Raw genomic sequence first — 17,312 nt, 5'->3', positions numbered from 1 at the left:
CAGTGATGGCGGGAAACATGAATGAGTCGGCGAACACCCCGGCGGGCCGCGAGCACATTCCCTTTACCGGGGCCGAATACCTGGAAAGCCTGAACGACGGCCGCGAGGTGTGGATCTACGGCGAGCGGGTGAAGAACATCGCCGAACACCCGGCCTTCCGCAACAGCGCCCGCATGGTCGCCCGCATGTACGACGCCCTGCACGACCCCGCGCGCAAGGACATCCTCACCGCGCCCACCGAGTGGGGCGGTTTCACCCACCGCTTCTACCGGGCGCCCGGCACCGTGGAGGAGCAGGTCGCCTCCCGCGACGCCATCGCCGAGTGGCAGAAGATCGCCTGGGGCTGGATGGGCCGCTCGCCCGACTACAAGGGCTGCTTCCTCGGCACCCTGGGCGCCAACGCCGAGTTCTACCGCGGCTTCGAGGACAACGCCCGCGCCTGGTACCGCAAGGCGCAGGAGAAGACCTGGTACATCAACCACGCCATCATGAACCCGCCGGTCGACCGCGGGCTCGGCGCCGACGCCGGCAAGGACGTCTTCATCCGGGTCACCAGGGAGACCGACGCCGGGTTCTACGTCAAGGGCGCCAAGGTGGTGGCCACGGGCTCGGCCCTCACCCACCACACCTTCGTCGGCCACGTCGGCCAGGTCGCCGTACAGGACCCGGCCTTCTCGCCCGTCTTCATCACGCCCACCAACGCCCCCGGCGTGAAGCTGCTCTGCCGCACCTCCAACGAGTACCGGGCTGCGGCGCTGGGCAGCCCCTTCGACTACCCGCTCTCCAGCCGGCTGGACGAGAACGACGCGATCCTGGTCCTGGACGACGTGTTCGTCCCCTGGGAGAACGCCTTCATTTACAACGACCTGGAGCAGGCCAACAAGTACAACATCCACTCCGGCTACCTGGAGCGCGCCTCGCTGCACGGCTGCACCCGGTTCGCCGTCAAGATGGACTTCCTGGTCGGCATGCTGGCCCGGGCGCTCGACGTCACCGGGGCCGGTCAGTTCCACGGCGTCATGTCCCAGCTCGGCGAGGTCATCGCCTGGCGCAACACCTTCTGGGCGCTGTCCGACGCGATGGCGAAGAGCGCGGTGCCGTGGAAGGGCGGCATGATCCAGCCCGACCCGCAGTTCGCCGGCGCGTACCGCGTGATGAACCAGCTCGCCATGCCGAAGATCAAGAACATCATCGAGCAGGTCGTCGCCAGCGGGCTGATCTACCTCAACTCCCACGCCAAGGACTTCGCCACCCCCGAGATCCGCGGTTACCTCGACACCTACCTGCGCGGCACCGGCGGCATCGACGCCGAGGAACGCGTCAAGGTCATGAAGATGCTCTGGGACTCCATCGGCACGGAGTTCGGCGCGCGCCACGAGCTGTACGAGATCAACTACATCGGCAGCAACGACGTGACGCGCCAGACCAACCTGTTCGGCGCGCGCGGCAGCGGCCTCCTCGACCGCCTCAAGGACTTCGCGCAGAGCGCCATGGACGAGTACGACCTCGACGGCTGGACCGTGCCCGACCTCGTCGGCCCCGACGACGTCAGCATCCTCAAGCGCTGACCCCGCGCCGCTCCCGCTCCCACCCACCACAGGAGGCACCGTGGCCACGGCAATCGACGCTGCCCAAGTCACCTACGAGGCACCCGACCTCGCCCTGATGGAGAAGTTCCTGACCGCCTTCGGCATGACCAGGGTCGAGGGCAGCGACGACCGGACCCTGTACATGCGGGGCACCGGCACCCAGCACCACATCCATGTCACCCGCAAGGCCCCGAAGCAGCGTTTCGTCGGCGCCTCCATCGAGGTCGCCGACCACGACGACCTGGCCGAACTCTCCGCCCTGCCCGGGTCCTCCCCGGTCCGCGCGTCCACCGAGCCCGGCGGCGGTCACGAAGTCGTGATGACCATGCCCGACGGCATCGAGATCCGCGCGGTCTGCGGCCGGGCGAAGGCGGAACCCCTCCCCGAGCGCGCTCCGTTCGCCATGAACAACATCCGCGACAAGAACCGCCTGCACACCTCCGTCCGGCAGTCCGTCGCCCCCTGCACCGTCGCGCGCCTGGGCCACTTCGTGCTGCACGTCAAGGACCACGACGCGTCCATGGCCTGGCTGGACGAACGGTTCAACTTCCTGCCCTCCGACCACTTCGTGCCGCCCGGCGAGGACGGGCCGATCGTCGGCACGTTCGTCCGGCTGGACCTCGGCGAGCAGCTCGTCGACCACCACTTCATGCTGCTGCTGGAGTCGGACTGGGTGGGCGTCCACCACAGTGCCTTCGAGGTGACCGACATGGACGCGGTGATGTCGTCGCACGACTACCTCGTGCAGGAGGGATTCAGCCTCGACGTCGGGGTCGGCCGCCACCTCCTCGGCAGCCAGATCTTCGACTACTGGAAGGACCCCTTCGGCTTCCGCATCGAGCACTACACCGACGGCGACGTCGTGGACGCGAGCCACCGCCCGACCCGGTTCAACGGCACCGCCTCCGAGACCACCCAGTGGGGCAACCGCCCGCCCCTGGAGTTCTTCCGGTGACCGGCACCGCGCACACGGACCCGGCCGAAGCGCTGACCGGGACGGTACGGGACCGACTGGCGCGCGCCGGCTCGGCCACGGTCGCCAACATGCTGCTCCGGCGCGGCCTGCGCAACGTCCTCATGGCCGGCGTACGGCCCCTCACCGCGGGGCAGCGGCCACTGGTCGGCCCGGCCTACACCCTGCGCTTCATCCCGGCCCGGGAGGACCTCGACACCCTCGCCGGCTACGCGAGCAGCGACCACCTGCACCGGCGGGCGATCGAGGAGTGCCCGCCCGGCGCGGTGCTGGTGATCGACGCCCTCGGCTCCACGGCCGGCGCCTCCATGGGCGACATGATGGCGGCGCGCCTCAAGCGCCGCGGCGTGTCGGGCGCGGTGACCGACGGCGGCTACCGGGACTCCGCCGCCGTCGCCCGGACCGGCCTGCCCTGCTTCCACCGGGGCAACGCCCCGAGGGCCACCCCCGTCGCCCTGCACCCGGTCGCCCTGGACGAGCCCGTCGGCTGCGGCGGCGTCGCCGTCTACCCGGGCGACGTCCTGCTGGGCGACGCCGACGGCGTCGTGGTCGTCCCCCGCCACCTGGTGGCGGAGGTGGCCGCCGAGGGCGCCGACGCCGCCGCCTACGAGGAGTTCGCCGCCCTGCAGATCGAACGGGGACGGTCCCTCTTCGGGCTCTTCCCCGGCACGTCCGAGAGCCGTCAGGAATACGACACGTGGGTGGCAGCGGGCCGCCCCGGTTTGGAGTGAAGAAGTGGACATCAACGCCGAGACCATGAAGTCTCTGGAGGTCCTGATCCACGCGGCGGACCTCGACGAGGACAACTGGATCGACTACCCCGACTACGGCTTCCGCCAGTACTTCCTGTTCAAGAACGCCGAGACCGGCGCCAGCATCGCCCTCCTCGACTACGACCAGGGTGGCACCATCCCCACCAGGCACACGCACGCCTCGAACCAGTTCATGTACTGCCTCGAAGGCGACTACGAGTACACCGACTCGGGCCTCAGGCTGCGCCCCGGCTCCTTCTACATGAACCCCAAGGACCACCCGCACGGCCCGACCCTGGCGCACGAGCGCAGCCGGCTGATCGAGATCTACGACGGCCCGCACTACTACGAGAAGCCCGAGTACCACACCGACGAGACGATCGGCGACTTCCTTGCCAGGGACTGAACCGCCGGCCCGTACCCGACTCCCCTTCGAATCCGCGACGTTGATGAGGCGATGATGAGCGAGACGAACAGCACCGTGTTCGACACCGGGAAGGTGCTGGCCGAGTTCGGCCTGGACCATGTGCACTCCGGGACCTACGCCGACTCGCTCGGCTGGGGGCCGGTCGAGGACCGGCCGGTCATCGAGGCGCAGTGCCCGGCCGACGGCGAGACCGTCGGCCGGATCGCGGCCTCGGACGCGCGGGACTACGAGGCCCTGGTGAGTGCCGCGGTCGAGACCCAGAAGAAGTGGCGCATGGTGCCGCCGCCCCGGCGCGGTGAATTCGTGCGCCGCATCGGGCAGTTGATCGAGCAGCACCTCGACAGCCTCGCCGCGATCGTGTCGCTCGACACCGGCAAGTCGACGATGGAGGCCAAGGGCGAACTGCGCGAGGCCGTCGACATGTCCACCCTGGCGGCCGGCCAGGCACGGATGCTGTACGGCTTCACCCAGCAGTCCCAGCGTGCCGAGCACCGCATGTACGACCAGTGGCTGCCGCTGGGAGTCGTCGGCCTGATCAGCGCGTACAACTTCCCGGCCGCCGTCTGGGCGCAGAACGGCTTCCTGTCCGCCATCGCCGGCAACACCGTGATCTGGAAGCCGAGTCCGAAGGTGCCGCTGACCGCGATCGCCGTGCAGAAGCTGGTCAACCGGGCGGCGGCGGAGCTGGGCTGCGAGGGTGTCTTCTCGCTCTTCCTCCCCGAGGACGACGCCGTCGCCGAGCGGCTCGTCGCGGACACCCGTGTCGCGATGATCTCGTTCACCGGCTCCACCGGTGTGGGCCGCAAGGTCGCCGACACGGTCGGATCGACCCTCGGCCGCAGGTACCAGCTGGAGTGCTCGGGCAACAACGGCTGCATCGTCGACGAGAGTGCCGACCTGGAACTCGCCGCCAAGGCCCTCACGTTCGGCGTGGTCGGCACGACCGGGCAGCGCTGCACCAGCACCCGCCGCGTGATCGCCCACGAGAGCATCGCCGGCGAGCTGGTCGAGCTGATGAAGAAGGCCTTCGACCAGATCACCATCGGCGACCCGCGCGAACGGGACACCGTCGTCGGCCCCCTGATCGACCGGCGCGCGGTGCGGGACTACCAGGACGTCCTCGCCGGCGCCGAGCGCGAGGGCGCCACGGTGGCGTACGGCGGCAAGGTGATCGACCGCCCCGGCCTGTACGTCGAGCCGGCCATCGTCACCGGGGTGCGTCCGCACTTCGCCATCGCCCGGTCGGAGACCTTCGCGCCGATCGTCTCGGTCCTCACCTACCGGGACCTCGACGAGGCCATCGAGATCCACAACGGCGTGGCCCAGGGCCTGGCCTCGGGCATGCACAGCACCAACCTCACCCACATCGAGACGTTCCTGTCCGCCCGGGGCAGCGACTGCGGGATCGTCCGCATCAACATGGGCACCACCGGCGCCGACGTCGGTTCGGCCTTCGGCGGCGAGAAGGAGACCGGCGGCGGCCGGACGGCCGGCTCGGACGCCTGGAAGGGCTTCATGCGGCGCCAGAGCGTCTGCGTGAACTGGGGCGGCACCTCCGCCTGGGACCACCGGATCGACCTCTGAGAACCACCACCACCGCGAGAACCCTGAGGACCACCACCATGAAGAAGGAACGTTTCTGCTCCGACGCGGTGCGCGAGCCCGCGGACGGCATGTGGTCGAACTGCCTGCGGGTGGACGACCTGATCATGATCTCCGGCATGACGGCACGCGGCCGCGACGGGGAGACCCTCGTGGGCGACACCGCCTACACCCAGGCCAGGACCGTCTTCCAGAAGATCAAGGACCTGGTCGAGGCGGCCGGAGCGGCCATGGACGACATCGTCAAGATGACGATCTTCGTCACCGACATGAAGGACAACGCCGACGTCTGGAAGGCCCGCCGGGAGTTCTTCACCGGCGACTTCCCGGCCTGCTCCCTGGTCCAGGTCGCGGCACTCGCCAAGCCCGGGATCCTCCTGGAGATCGAAGCCGTCGCCGTCGCGGGCTGCAGCGCGGACTGACCGCGCGTGGTCACTTTCTTGGAGGGGTAGGAACTGTGTCCTCACACACCGGAATTCCCAGATCCACCGAGTCGGCCCTGGCGGCAGCGGCGGAGGATCACGCTCTGGTCAGCGTGCCCGCGGCGGACCGGAAGAGCGGCTACCAACTCGCCCTCAGCCCGGTCAGCGTCGCGACCGCGCTCGTCGTGTTCGCCATCGCCGGCTTCACCGTCGTCCTGGCCGGCTTCGCCGTCGGCCTCACCGTCGGCGTGCTCGTCGCCGCCTTCGCGGTCCTCCTCGGCAGGTCCCTCGGCCGGATGGCGTTCGAGACCGGCATGTCCTCCACCCTCACCTCCCGGTTCTTCGGGTTCGGCTTCGTGGGGTCGGCGCTCGGTTCGATCGTCTTCGCGTTCATGATCCTCGGCTTCCTCGCCGTGGAGGCCGCCCTGCTCTACCAGGGCACCCTGCTCATGTTCGACCTGCCCGACTCGTGGCCGAACCGCATCCTCATCTACGGCCTGATGACGCTGGCGTGGATCACGCTCGCCGTCTTCGGCCTGAAGTTCGCCCTGCGCGCGTCCGGTGTGCTGACGGCCGTCACCCTGCTCGTCACGGTCTACATGATCGTGCATATCTACGTCATCCAGGGCGCCGACCCGACGGAGGTGTTCCGCTACGGCGGCGTGGTCCCCGGCGGTGTGTGGCCGCGCTTCGAGGCCGCCGTGGGGGTCATGGGCGCGACCGCCGGCACGATCGCACTGGTCACGACGGACTTCGCCCGCTACTGCCGCACGCGCCGCGACGTCACGATCCTCGCCGCGGCCGGCCCCCTCACGCAGAACGTCCTGATGACCGTCCTCGGGTCGCTCGTCGTGATCGGCGGCATGCCCGAGGTCGTCGACCACCTCATGGCCCACAACACCGACCTGGGACCCGAGGCCGCCGCCGCGGCGGGCAGCACCTACGTCATGCAGAACACGGGCGCCTTCTTCGTCGTCTTCGCGGGCTGGGCGGGGTTCATCACCATCTACGCCGCCCAGGCCAAGGCGCAGGCCATCAACGCCTACTCCGGCTCGCTCTCCCTGGTGAACCTCGTCGACTCGCTCACCGGCCGCAAACCCGGCCGCGCGGTCATGGTGGTGGCCGGCAACATCGTCGCCCTGGTGATGATCGCCGCCGGAATCCTGGAGAAGTTCACCGACTACCTGGCCTACCTCGGTTCCATGACACTCGGCATCTGCGGCGTGATGATCGCCGACTACTACCTCGTACGACGCGCCCGTTACGACCGGAGCACCCACCGGGTGGAGCGGTGGAACTGGGCCGGGGTGATCACCCTGGTGCTGTCCGCCGCCGTCGGCATCGTCCTGATGGCCACCGACGTGTTCTCCCTCGGGTTCCTGGTCTCCTTCGCGCTGACCCTCGTCGTCTACCCGGTGCTGCGGCGCGTGCTGCCCGAGGGCACCGGCACCTCCTTCGTCTCCGACCAGGAGGCCGCGGAGGAAGCCGTCTGAAGCCGGCCGGCGGGTGCGAGGGGACGCCCGCACCCGCCGGTCCACCCGAGCCCGTCCCTTCCGCCGGCCCCGCACCGGGCCGGACCCACGAGTCAAGGAGGTCGAGATGACCGACATCATGTGGGACTCCGAGATCTACGAGAAGGCGGCCGACGCCGGCACCCCGGGGTCGGGCCCCGCGGCCCCGTCGCTCGCCGATCCCCGTCAACTGCGCAACGCCCTCGGCAACTTCGCCACCGGCGTCGTCGTCCTCACCTACGAGTCCGGCGGCGAGTTCTACGGCATCACCGTGAACTCCTTCACCTCCGTCTCGCTCGACCCGCCGCTGGTGCTGGTCTCCATGCAGCGGACCTCGCGGTCGCTCACGTACCTGCTGGAACGCCCCTTCGCGGTCAACGTCCTGGGGGACGACCAGCTCGACACCGCCCTGCACTTCGCGGGCAAGCCGCAGTCGCGGCCCGTCGCATGGGTCGAGGACGGGGCCGCACCGAGGATCGGCGGCTCACCGGCGTACTTCCAGTGCACGCCGTGGGCCGGGTACGACGGCGGGGACCACGTCCTGGTCCTGGGCCGGGTCGTGTCCCACGGCCAGCGGGACGACACCAGCCCGCTCCTCTTCTACCGGGGCCAGTGGAGTGCGCTGGCCCAGGAATCCGACGACCCCGAGGGGAGGCGGCCGTGACGGTCCGCGCGGAACAGGACGGTGCCGTCGGCGAGTTGCTGACGGTCCTCGACGACATCTACCCGCTGCTCCAGCGCGAGGCCGCGGACAGCGAGCGCCTGCGGCGTCCGACACCGGCCGTCCAGGAGGCGCTGCGCGCGAGCGGCGTCTTCGGTCTGATGGCGCCGGCCGCACTCGGCGGCATGGAGGCGACCCCGCTCCAGATCATGCGGGTCATGGAGAAGCTGTCCCACGCCGACGCCTCGCTCGGCTGGCTCGTGCGCGCCGTGGCGAGCGAGACGGCGACCGCCGCCACCTTCCTGGGTGACGAGGCCGTGGCCGCCCTCTTCGCCGAGGGCACCTTCCCCCTGGTGGCGGGCCAGTCCACCGCTTTCACCGGCCGTGCGGTGCGCGTCGGGAGCGGATACCGGGTGAACGGTACCTGGCAGTTCGCCCCCGGGGTGTCCATGGCCACCCACCTCAACCTCGCGGTGACGGTCGAGGGGACGGGAGAACGGCTGGTCTGCCTGGTGCCCCGGCCGGCCCTGCGCATCAGCGACAACTGGGACATGCTCGGCCTGCGCGCGACCTCCAGCCTCGACTACCGGGCCGAGGAGCTGCTGGTCGACGACGCGTACGTGTTCGCCGTGGGCCCGCGTTCGCCGCGCGGCCGCGCCGCGAACGGGCCGAGCCCCGCCCTGATGGCCGGTCTGCACCAGGCGGCCTGGTCCCAGGGCGTCGGCCGGCGCATGCTCGACGAGCTGCGCGAGCTGACCCGCCGCAAGGACCCCGCCGAGGGGTCCCCGGTCACCAGCGACGAGTTCTTCGCCGAGTTCGCCCGCCACTACTCGCACGTGCGGGGCACCCAGGCCCTGCTGCGGGACACCTGGCGCGACAACGAGGCCGCCCTCGCGGCCGGCGCGCAGCTGAACGACGAGCAGGAGACCATGTCGCGCCTCGCGTGCAGCCTGGCCACCCGGACCGCACTGGAGATCAGCCAGCTCGTGCACCGCTTCGCGGGCGCGCAGGTCATGCGGGACGGCGTCCTTCAGCGCTTCTTCCGCGACAGCCACGCCGGAAGCCAGCACCGGGGCTCCTCGCACATCGTGACGCAGAAGTGCGGCCGCATGCTGTCGGGCACCCTGCCCGCCGGTTCGCACTGGGGATTCTTCGACCTCGTCGTCCCCGGGACCACCGCCGCCGGCGCCTGAGGAAGGGAACACGGATGAGACTGGCTACGATCCGCACGCGTACGGGGACGAGCGCCGCCCGACTCGACGGTGAGGTGTTCACGGAGATACCCGGCCACGCCGACGTCGGCGCCCTGCTGGCCGACGAGGACTGGCGGGAGGTCGCCCGGGCGGCCACCGGAGGCCAACGGCACGGCCGGGACGAGGCCGAGCTGCACACCCTGGTTCCGCATCCCTCGCACGTGGTGTGCGCGGGGCTCAACTACAAGGCGCACATCAAGGAGATGGGCCGCGAGCTGCCGGCCCACCCCACGCTCTTCGCGAAGTTCGCCGACACCCTGACCGGCCCCGCCGATCCGGTGGCGACCGTGCCGGAGGACCCGGAGATGGACTGGGAGGGAGAGCTGGCCGTCGTCGTGGGGCGCACCGCCTACCGGGTGCGGGAGGAGGAGGCGGGCCGGTACATCGCCGGGTTCACGGTGGCCAACGACATCTCGATGCGCGGATGGCAGAACCGCACCACCGAGTGGCTCCAGGGCAAGATCTGGGCCCGTACCACCCCCGTGGGACCCGTCCTGGTCACCTCCGACGCGTTCGACCCGGCTGGGGCGACACTGCGCACCACCGTCAACGGCGTCCCGGTCCAGGAACACCCGGTCGCGGACCTGCTGTTCAGCCCGGAGTACCTGGTCGCGTACGTGTCGACCATGATCCCGCTCCGCCCCGGCGACCTGATCCTCACCGGCACCCCCGGTGGAGTGGGCCGGGCCCGGACCCCGAGCTGGTATCTGAGGGCGGGAGACCGGGTCGAGGTGAGCGTCGACGGCATCGGCACCGTCTCCACACCGATCACCTGACCGGCGCGGGCGACCGTGGCCCGCGTTACGGTGCCTGCTCGCCCGCCGCAGCGTCACTTTCCAGCACACCAAGACCTGGAAGGAGTCGCCCGACCCCGAGCGTGACGCGGTCGTGGCCCGAACGTGCGGCAGAGCAACGGACGGACGAATCACTCGCGCATACGGTCTGACGCGGGCGAGGCGAGCATCGCTTTGAGGATGCGTTGCAGCTCGACGCGGTCCTGGGGGGTGACCCTCGCCAACCTGCGGTCGTACTCCGCCGCGAGAGCTGCAAGTGCTCGGTCGCGTGCTTGCGTGCCCTCAGCGGTCAGTTCGAGCCGATGACGCCGCAAGTCCGCCTCGTCGATCTCGCGGCGGACAAAGCCCTTGGCGACGAGGTTGCGAACGTAGACCGTCACGCTCGCCTTGGGCAGCAGCAGCGCAGTCGCGATCTCAGCCGGGTACGGCGATGCCTCCACCTCGGCCAGGACGAAAAACTCCTTCGTCTCCAACCCGAGCTCGGCCAGCTCGCCCGTGCAGGCATCCATCACAACACCCAGCAGCCGCTGGTTCAGCGTCCACAGCTGCGCCCCGTCGACCGACATCGACCCTCCATCCAGGTGATACAGTTTCGTATTAGTTTCAGATCGTACAAGAAATTTTTTGTACTGGACTTCTATGGAACAACCATCTCACGAAGGAAGCCGGGCATGCTTCAGCACCTCACGATCCCGCGCGGTCCCATCAACCTCGCCGCGGAGCTCCACCTGCCCGACAACGCCGACAGCAGCACACCGGTGCGCGCCGTGGTGCTCTCCACCCCAGGCAGCAGCGTCAAGGAGCAGATCGGCGCCAACTACGCCTCCCGTCTCGCCGCCCGCGGCATCGCGGCGCTTGTCTTCGACCCCGCTCATCAGGGCCAGAGCGAGGGCGAGCCCCGCGACCTCGAAGACCCCTACCGCCGAGGCGAGGACATCTCCTACGCGCTCGACGTGCTCACCACGACCCCCGGCGTCGACCCGCGGCGCATCGGCGTCCTCGGTATCTGCGCCGGTGGCGGCTACGCCGTACACACCGCCCGCACGGACCATCGCATCAAAGCGGTCGGCACGGTCGTCCCCGTCAACATCGGCGCCTCATTCCGCAGCTTCCAGCCCGACGGTCCGGCCGCAGCACTCGACGCCCTCGCGGACGCACGCACCGAAGAGACCCGTTCCGGCGAGACGACCCGCGTGAACTGGCTGCCCGACACCCTTGAAGACGCCACGGCAGCGGGCCTGACCGACACCGACACCACTCAGGCCGTCACCTACTACCGCACCGAGCGCGGCGGTAACGAACACTCCACGAACCGGCGCCTCCTGCGCAGCGACTCCCTCCTGCTGGGCTACGACGCGTTCCACCTGGCCGATCGGCTCATGACCCAGCCCCTCCAGGTCATCCTCGCCGGACGCATCGGCCACACCGGCTCCTACGACACCGGCATGCAGCTGTGGAAGCTGGCCCCCAACCCCGTCGACCTCATGGTGATCGACGGCGCCGGCCACTACGAGATGTACGACGAACCTGAATACGTCGACGCTGCCGTCGAACGACTCGTCAGCTTCTACGCGAACAACCTGTAAGGCATACGAACCGGCGAACCTATGCGGTCACAGCGCTAGAGGCCGAACTCGAGGTGCTCGATGTCCGTGAACCGGACCTCCTCCAGGCTTCCGGCGCGGCGGCCGCTGTCCTGGAAGTACACCTCCTTGAGCGCTTCGGCGGCGATCTGCTGGAGCTGCTGGTCGCCGGCGCCCTGCTCCCGGGCGTCGAAGAGACGGGCGGCGTACGGGGGTGGCAGGGCGACGGTCAGGTGCCGGAGGCGGCCCTCGTCCGTCGTGCCGACCGGCGCGGTGTAGCCGATCCTGGCGCGGGTGTCGATGACGATGCCGCCGGTAGTCGCCGCCGTCCGCCGCGCCCTGGCACGGATCTGCGGCTGCCACCGCTTCTTCACCTCGCCCTCCAGGCGGGCGGCGAGGTCCGGACGGGGCTTCTTGATCTGGTCCTTCACATACCGTTCGACGGTGCGCTGGGAGACGCGCAGCAGCTGGGCGACCGCGCGGGTGCCCTTCAACTGCCGGACCAGGTAGCGCATCTGCGCGGGCGCGCCCTTGGGCGCCGGGCGGGTGAACGCCTTGTGCACCGCGGCGTCCAGGCTGTCCCCGAACATGCTCATCGCGCTCTACCTACTCCCCGGTGTCCTGGTCGGTGACCGTGCCGTCCTTGATGTACCGGGCGAGGTTGAGGTCCGGGGCGTCGAACTGCTCACGCACGCCCTCGCCCCACAGCACGCTCTGGGTGCCCTCGTGCTTGACCAGGCCCGGGTTGACGCCGAGTCTGAAGCCGCCCGGCAGCGGTTTGCCGTCGCGGTAGGGGAGGAAGTCCAGCGGCGACGGCCCGTCGGAGGCGTAGACGGCGCAGTCGGAGAGGACCGCCACCGGATACTGCCCGGTGAAGGCGGCATGCTTGACGATCTTGCGGTGCATGTTGATCCGGGTCCGGGAGATGACGGCGGCGCGGATGTCCGGACGCCAGGTCGGCCGGGCGAGGGCCCGCCACGGCTGACCCGGCCGCCAGCCCTCGCCCCGGGGGCGCTCACGCAGCTTGCCGATGCCGCCCTTCACGGTCGCCTTGACCGCGGACACCACGATCGCCAGCTCCGGGTCACGCCGCCGGTAACCGTCCATCGCCCTCAGGAACTCCTCCGGCGACAGCTCCGCGCCCACGCCGAGATCGGCCATCGTCGCGAGGTAGGCGTCGCGCAGCCGGTTGTACCAGCCGTCCAGGTATCGCCCGTTGTCGTGGCGCACCCATGCCTCGACCGGGCGCACGTCGTAGCCGAGTTCCACCGCGTACGCCACGGTCGGCGTGGCGTACCAGGCCGGGCCCGTGGGGCGCTCGCCCTTCGGTGTGAACGGGCTGGGCAGCAGCTCCCCGTCCAGGTCCACCCAGGTGTCCTTGCCGGCCTTCACCCGGGACAGGTCGACGTGGGACAGGTCGACCAGCCACGAGCCGGGCAGCTTCGGGTCGAACACCGGCTTCCTGACGTGCGTGGGGGCACCGAGACCGACGGCCAGGCCGTTGGCGCCGGCGGCGAAGGCCATGTTCACGTCGATGCCCACCAGGTGGCGGCGCAGGCATTCGGCGTCGGTGAGCGGGCGCGCCCAGTCGTACGCCTCCTCCACCAGGACCTCGGCCGGGGTGCGCTGGTGGAAGCGCGGCAGATCGGCGAGGAGCGGGTGCCCGTCGGGGGCCTCGCAGGGCGCGCAGTCCACCGGATCCCTGCCCAGCGAGCCGGGGTTGTGCTCGGAGTGCCGCTTCCCCGTCGCGTCCGGTTCGGAGGCGCGGGTCGGCGGGTGCAGCGCGGTCATCAGCTCCAGCCCCGTGACGGCGGTGGAGCCGCGCGGTGTCATCACCCGGGCCGCATACGTGCCCAGCAGCCGGGCCAGATCCGCCGGCGGCAGTTGCCCCGCATGCGCCCAGTGCCGGGTGTCCAGCGCGTCCCACGACGGGATGCACACCTGCACGCAGGCCCGCTCCGAACCCTGCGCGGGGCGGTAGATCCTCGCCCAGGGCCCGAACCCGCGCTTGGTCAGCTGCCAGTCGGCACGCGACAGCTGCTTGACGACCTTGTGGCCCTGCGGGATCCGCCCGGCCAGCCGCTCCTCCCTGGAGAGCGAGACGGGCAGGCCGTAGTGCTCGCAGGCGGCCTCGCTCAGCACGATCAGCGGGTCGGCGTCCTTGCCCGGCCCGGACAACCTCGGCTGACCGAGCCGCCCTTCACGCAGCGTCCACTCCACCAGCGCGGGCAGCGACTTCGCCGGCACGTCCAGGACCAGCCCACCGACGCAGTACGCCGACACCCGGCCGTCCGCGTCGACGTCGACGACCGCCAACGGCCCGTTCTCGAACCGCGCGTCGGCGCCGCCCTGCGATGCGCCCGCGGAGACGGCTTTCTTCGTGGCCGGATGCCGCGACGCCGGCCGGGGCGTGGCCGCCGGGCGCGGGGCGGGGGCGGCGCGGCGCGTGTTCGCGGGCTCCGCGGCCGAGCGTGGGGGTGCGGGTGCGGTGCGGGCTTGGGCCGGTTCGACTGCGGGTGGCGCGAGGGTGGCCGGTATGGCAGGCGTCTCGGGGCCGGCCGGTACGGCAGGGGCCGCGGCGGGCTCGGGGGGCTCCTGAGCGGTGGCGGGGTAGAGCTGGGCGAGGTGCTTGAGCATGCGGGCGTACGCGTCGCGCTCCGGCGGCCGCGGCTCGGTCTTGCCGGCCTCCCAGCCGCTGACCGTCGCGCGCCGCACCTGAAGCGCGGCGGCCACCTCGTCCAGCGTCAGGCCGTGCGCCTGGCGCAGTCGCCTGCGTTCCGTCGGGGGCGGCAACGGGGAGCGGGACGCGACGAGCGCGTCGATCCGGTCGAACAGCTCGGACATGCGGCACCTCCTGTCCCGACCCTAGCGTGAAGCGCGCATCTCGCGCCCACTTCGCGTACGAAACGCGTACGGATCGCGTAAAAGGGGCGGGCAGGTCTCACTGCACGGGAGGTTCGGTGGCGAGGATGCCGCTGAGGAGGGTGTCGACACTCCAGCGGCGACGCTCGGCGGGGGCGCCGGCGACGAGGTTGTCGGCCTGGGCCCGGACGTGGGGCAGGGTCTCGGGTGAGGCGTTGACCAGCGCGTGGCGCAGCTGGATCCAGTCGCGTTCGGCGTTGGAGTCCTCCCGCTGGGCCGAGTGTTCGGCGGCGGAGGCGGTGGAGAGCTGGAGCATGAGGTCGACGCCCCAGGCGGCCTGGCGGTCGGGGACGCCGCCCTCCGCGAGCAGGGAAAGCAGGGCTTCCAGCAGGGCGAGGTAGTTCTCGCCCGCGGCCCTGGCGGTCAGGGCCGCACGGGCGAGCGCCGGATGGGCGAAGAGGACCTGCTCGTAGCTGGCCAGCACGGTGTCCAGGCGCTCACGCCAGTCGCCGCCGGAGTCGGGGTTCAGGTCGACGCGGCCCAGCAGGCGGTCCAGGATCGCGGCGTGCAGTTCGGCGGTGTTGGCGACGTACACGTACAGCGAGGCCGGGCCCGTGTCGAGGGCCTGGGCGAGGCGGCGCATGGTGACGCGCTGCAGACCGTCCTGCTCCATGAGCAGGACGGCGGCGTCAATGATGCCCTCACGGGTCAGGGCAGGTTTGGCGGGCCGCTCGCGGCGGCTCTGCGGAGTCGGCATGCCAGGAATCCTACGTCGAAACAGGTTCGCGCCGAACATGTTCGCAGGCCGCACTGCGCTACGAACTTGTTCGTAGCGAACATGTTCGCTATCGTGGATGCGGTATTACCCAGACGATCCAGACGATCCCCGACCCTTCGGAGTCGCATGAGTACGAGTCACTCCCCCGTCGCGATCATCGGCGGCGGTCTCGGCGGTCTGACGGCCGCTCGCGTCCTGCACGTCAACGGCATCGAATCCGCGGTCTTCGAACTGGAGGCGTCACCCGCCGCCCGCACTCAGGGCGGGATGCTCGACATCCATGCCGCGAACGGCCAGAAGGCCCTGTACGCCGCCGGACTCCACGACGACTTCCTCAAGATCGTTCACGTGGGCGGCGAGTCGATGCGACTGCTGGGGCCCGACGGCACGGTGCACGTGGCCGAGGAGGACGACGGTTCCGGCGAGCGGCCGGAGGTGGACCGCGGGGACCTGCGCGACCTCCTGCTGAACTCCCTGCCCGAGGGCACGGTCCGCTGGGGCCGCAAGGTCACCGGCGCCCGGGCCCTGGACGACGGCCGGCACGAGGTGACGTTCACCGACGGCTCGGTCGTCACGACCGACCTCCTGATCGGCGCCGACGGTGCCTGGTCGCGGGTGCGGCCGCTGGTCTCGGACGCGAAGCCCGTCTACACCGGCATCTCGTTCGTCGAGACGGACCTGCTCGAGGCCGACACACGGCATCCGCGCGGTGCCGCGCTCGTCGGCGACGGCTTCTTCATCTGCCTCGGGGACGAGCGCGGCATCCTCGCCCACCGGGAGACCGACGGCAGCCTGCACGTGTACACCGCTCTCAGGACCGACGAGGGCTGGCTCGACACCGTCGACTTCACCGACCACGCCGCCGCCAAGGCCGCGGTGCTGTCCCGCTTCGAGGGCTGGGACGACGGGCTGCGCGCCCTGGTGGCCGACGCGGAGACGATCACCCCGCGGCGCATCCACGCGCTGCCGACGGGACACCGCTGGGAGCGGGTACCGGGCGTGACCCTGCTGGGTGACGCCGCGCACCTCATGTCCCCCTTCGCGGGCGAGGGAGCCAACCTGGCCATGCTCGACGGCGCCGAACTCGCCCTGGCCGTCGCCGCACACCCAGGCGACACCGAGGCCGCCCTGGCCGCCTACGAGCAGGCGCTCTTCCCGCGCAGCGAGGCGTCCGCCGCCGAATCCGCCGCCAGTCTGGAGACGATGTTCGGGCCGCGGAGCCTGGAGCGGATGGCCGAGTTCTTCGCGGGCGCCCCCGACGACGCCGCCCCCGACGGCACCGGCACCGGCGCCCGGGCAGGGGAAGCCCGGTGACCTCGCTCCGCCGGCAGACCGTACGAATACGGCCCCGTCTGGACCTCGACGTACGTGTGGGCGGGGAGGGCAGCCCCGTTCTCGTCCTGCACGGCGCCCCCGGTCCCGCCGCCCTCACCCCCCTGGCCGAACACCTGGCACGGAACCATTACGTCGTGGCCCCCACGCACCCGGGCTGGGAGGGGACCGCACGGCCCGACGACCTGGACTCGGTCCCGGCCCTCGCGGCCGTCTGCCTGGAGCTGCTCGACCGCCTGCGACTGAGCCGGGTGACGGTGGTCGGCACCTCCTTCGGCGGCTGGGTCGCCACCCAGGTCGCCCTCGACGGCCGCGAGGGCCAGGTCTCGCGACTCGTCCTCATGGACGCCATCGGCCCGGTGATCCCCGGCCACCGGATCACCGTGCCCGGCGGACCTCCGACGCCGCAGCCTTCCGACCCGGCAGCCCGCCCGCCTGCCCGGGGCGGACCCCCGGCTCGGACGACGGCCGCGCTGCGCGCCTACACCGGACCCGACATGGAGGATCCCGGGCTGCTGCCACGTCTGGGCAAGCTCGCCCTGCCGGTGCTGGTGATCTGGGGCGGGGACGACACCGTCGTCACCCCCGCCTACGGCCGGGCCTACGCGGACGCGTTCCCACGGTCGCGCTTCGCGCTCGTCCCCGGCGCCGGCCATCTGCCCCTGCGTGAAGAGCCCGAGGCCGTCCTTGCCCTCCTCGACGACTTCCTCGGCGCGCAGGACCGGACCACACGTCCCTGACGTGCCTGACGTCTCCGACGTGCCCTGGAGCTC

The 17,312-nt window shown here is 70.8% G+C and carries 17 protein-coding genes and 1 pseudogene; 14 read left to right on the top strand and 4 right to left on the bottom strand.

Annotated elements, in window-relative coordinates:
- Positions 1 to 17 precede the first annotated feature (17 nt).
- The 11 genes and pseudogenes from OHA99_RS37030 to OHA99_RS36980 form a co-directional block, all read left to right on the top strand.
- Positions 18 to 1,568 (top strand): 4-hydroxyphenylacetate 3-hydroxylase N-terminal domain-containing protein, encoded by a 1,551-nt coding sequence (locus tag OHA99_RS37030; protein WP_405699175.1) that lies wholly within the window; start codon positions 18 to 20, stop codon positions 1,566 to 1,568.
- 40 nt (positions 1,569 to 1,608) lie between these two features.
- Positions 1,609 to 2,544, top strand: coding sequence for a VOC family protein (locus OHA99_RS37025; RefSeq protein ID WP_331728169.1), 936 nt, complete (start codon positions 1,609 to 1,611; stop codon positions 2,542 to 2,544).
- A complete protein-coding gene (locus OHA99_RS37020) occupies positions 2,541 to 3,293 on the top strand; it encodes a dimethylmenaquinone methyltransferase (RefSeq protein WP_331728166.1) in 753 nt (250 codons plus the stop codon). Before OHA99_RS37025 ends, OHA99_RS37020 begins: the two co-directional genes overlap by 4 nt.
- Positions 3,294 to 3,297: 4 nt before the next feature.
- Positions 3,298 to 3,720 (top strand): cupin domain-containing protein, encoded by a 423-nt coding sequence (locus tag OHA99_RS37015; RefSeq protein WP_165687471.1) that lies wholly within the window; start codon positions 3,298 to 3,300, stop codon positions 3,718 to 3,720.
- A 54-nt stretch (positions 3,721 to 3,774) separates the two neighbouring features.
- The gene (locus tag OHA99_RS37010; protein ID WP_331728161.1) at positions 3,775 to 5,325 is read left to right on the top strand and encodes an aldehyde dehydrogenase family protein; all 1,551 of its coding nucleotides are present in this window, start codon (positions 3,775 to 3,777) and stop codon (positions 5,323 to 5,325) included.
- Positions 5,326 to 5,363: 38 nt separating this feature from the next.
- Positions 5,364 to 5,765 carry a RidA family protein gene (locus OHA99_RS37005; RefSeq protein WP_165687473.1) on the top strand — a complete coding sequence of 134 codons (402 nt, stop codon included), beginning with the start codon at positions 5,364 to 5,366 and terminating at the stop codon, positions 5,763 to 5,765.
- A 113-nt stretch (positions 5,766 to 5,878) separates the two neighbouring features.
- Positions 5,879 to 7,258, top strand: coding sequence for a purine-cytosine permease family protein (locus OHA99_RS37000; RefSeq protein ID WP_405699174.1), 1,380 nt, complete (start codon positions 5,879 to 5,881; stop codon positions 7,256 to 7,258).
- A gap of 106 nt (positions 7,259 to 7,364) precedes the next feature.
- Positions 7,365 to 7,940 (top strand): flavin reductase family protein, encoded by a 576-nt coding sequence (locus tag OHA99_RS36995; RefSeq protein WP_331728153.1) that lies wholly within the window; start codon positions 7,365 to 7,367, stop codon positions 7,938 to 7,940.
- Entirely contained in the window at positions 7,937 to 9,130 is a 1,194-nt protein-coding gene (locus OHA99_RS36990) for an acyl-CoA dehydrogenase family protein (protein WP_331728150.1), read from the top strand. Before OHA99_RS36995 ends, OHA99_RS36990 begins: the two co-directional genes overlap by 4 nt.
- A gap of 14 nt (positions 9,131 to 9,144) precedes the next feature.
- Positions 9,145 to 9,966: a fumarylacetoacetate hydrolase family protein gene (locus OHA99_RS36985; RefSeq protein WP_331728147.1), complete on the top strand. Its 822-nt coding sequence runs from the start codon at positions 9,145 to 9,147 to the stop codon at positions 9,964 to 9,966.
- A gap of 22 nt (positions 9,967 to 9,988) precedes the next feature.
- Positions 9,989 to 10,087: pseudogene (locus OHA99_RS36980) on the top strand (IS630 family transposase); the annotation flags it as partial.
- 28 nt (positions 10,088 to 10,115) lie between these two features.
- Here OHA99_RS36980 and OHA99_RS36975 read toward each other — a convergent pair.
- Entirely contained in the window at positions 10,116 to 10,550 is a 435-nt protein-coding gene (locus OHA99_RS36975; RefSeq protein ID WP_319123517.1) for a MarR family transcriptional regulator, read from the bottom strand.
- 105 nt (positions 10,551 to 10,655) lie between these two features.
- Here OHA99_RS36975 and OHA99_RS36970 point away from each other — a divergent pair, with 105 nt between their 5' ends.
- Positions 10,656 to 11,570, top strand: a complete 915-nt coding sequence (locus tag OHA99_RS36970) for an alpha/beta hydrolase (RefSeq protein ID WP_331728143.1) — start codon at positions 10,656 to 10,658, stop codon at positions 11,568 to 11,570.
- Positions 11,571 to 11,605: 35 nt separating this feature from the next.
- On the opposite strand, the gene tpg is transcribed toward OHA99_RS36970, so the two are convergent.
- The 3 genes from tpg to OHA99_RS36955 form a co-directional block, all read right to left on the bottom strand.
- Entirely contained in the window at positions 11,606 to 12,163 is a 558-nt protein-coding gene (tpg, locus tag OHA99_RS36965; RefSeq protein WP_164386940.1) for a telomere-protecting terminal protein Tpg, read from the bottom strand.
- 10 nt (positions 12,164 to 12,173) lie between these two features.
- Entirely contained in the window at positions 12,174 to 14,411 is a 2,238-nt protein-coding gene (gene tap, locus OHA99_RS36960) for a telomere-associated protein Tap (protein WP_331728139.1), read from the bottom strand.
- 97 nt (positions 14,412 to 14,508) lie between these two features.
- On the bottom strand, positions 14,509 to 15,186 hold the full coding sequence (locus OHA99_RS36955; RefSeq protein WP_405699171.1) for a TetR/AcrR family transcriptional regulator: 678 nt from the start codon (positions 15,184 to 15,186) through the stop codon (positions 14,509 to 14,511).
- Positions 15,187 to 15,333: 147 nt separating this feature from the next.
- Between OHA99_RS36955 and OHA99_RS36950 the strand changes: the two genes are divergently transcribed.
- Entirely contained in the window at positions 15,334 to 16,521 is a 1,188-nt protein-coding gene (locus OHA99_RS36950) for an NAD(P)/FAD-dependent oxidoreductase (protein WP_331728133.1), read from the top strand.
- The gene (locus OHA99_RS36945; protein ID WP_331728130.1) at positions 16,518 to 17,279 is read left to right on the top strand and encodes an alpha/beta hydrolase; all 762 of its coding nucleotides are present in this window, start codon (positions 16,518 to 16,520) and stop codon (positions 17,277 to 17,279) included. Before OHA99_RS36950 ends, OHA99_RS36945 begins: the two co-directional genes overlap by 4 nt.
- Positions 17,280 to 17,312 lie beyond the last annotated feature (33 nt).

The sequence above is a fragment of the Streptomyces coelicoflavus genome, assembly GCF_045041415.1.
GTDB lineage: Bacteria > Actinomycetota > Actinomycetes > Streptomycetales > Streptomycetaceae > Streptomyces > Streptomyces coelicoflavus.
The sequence above is the reverse complement of the archived record's forward strand: the minus strand, read 5'-3'. Positions and strand labels throughout refer to the sequence as shown.

What these genes read in the sequence shown, in the direction of transcription:
- OHA99_RS37030 (WP_405699175.1), top strand. Translation starts at nt 18, where the DNA reads ATGAATGAGTCGGCGAACACCCCGGCGGGCCGCGAGCACATTCCCTTT.
- OHA99_RS37010 (WP_331728161.1), top strand. Translation starts at nt 3,775, where the DNA reads ATGAGCGAGACGAACAGCACCGTGTTCGACACCGGGAAGGTGCTGGCC.
- OHA99_RS37005 (WP_165687473.1), top strand. Translation starts at nt 5,364, where the DNA reads ATGAAGAAGGAACGTTTCTGCTCCGACGCGGTGCGCGAGCCCGCGGAC.
- OHA99_RS36995 (WP_331728153.1), top strand. Translation starts at nt 7,365, where the DNA reads ATGACCGACATCATGTGGGACTCCGAGATCTACGAGAAGGCGGCCGAC.
- OHA99_RS36985 (WP_331728147.1), top strand. Translation starts at nt 9,145, where the DNA reads ATGAGACTGGCTACGATCCGCACGCGTACGGGGACGAGCGCCGCCCGA.
- OHA99_RS36975 (WP_319123517.1), bottom strand. Translation starts at nt 10,550, where the DNA reads ATGTCGGTCGACGGGGCGCAGCTGTGGACGCTGAACCAGCGGCTGCTG.
- OHA99_RS36970 (WP_331728143.1), top strand. Translation starts at nt 10,656, where the DNA reads ATGCTTCAGCACCTCACGATCCCGCGCGGTCCCATCAACCTCGCCGCG.
- tpg (WP_164386940.1), bottom strand. Translation starts at nt 12,163, where the DNA reads ATGAGCATGTTCGGGGACAGCCTGGACGCCGCGGTGCACAAGGCGTTC.
- tap (WP_331728139.1), bottom strand. Translation starts at nt 14,411, where the DNA reads ATGTCCGAGCTGTTCGACCGGATCGACGCGCTCGTCGCGTCCCGCTCC.
- OHA99_RS36955 (WP_405699171.1), bottom strand. Translation starts at nt 15,186, where the DNA reads ATGCCGACTCCGCAGAGCCGCCGCGAGCGGCCCGCCAAACCTGCCCTG.
- OHA99_RS36950 (WP_331728133.1), top strand. Translation starts at nt 15,334, where the DNA reads ATGAGTACGAGTCACTCCCCCGTCGCGATCATCGGCGGCGGTCTCGGC.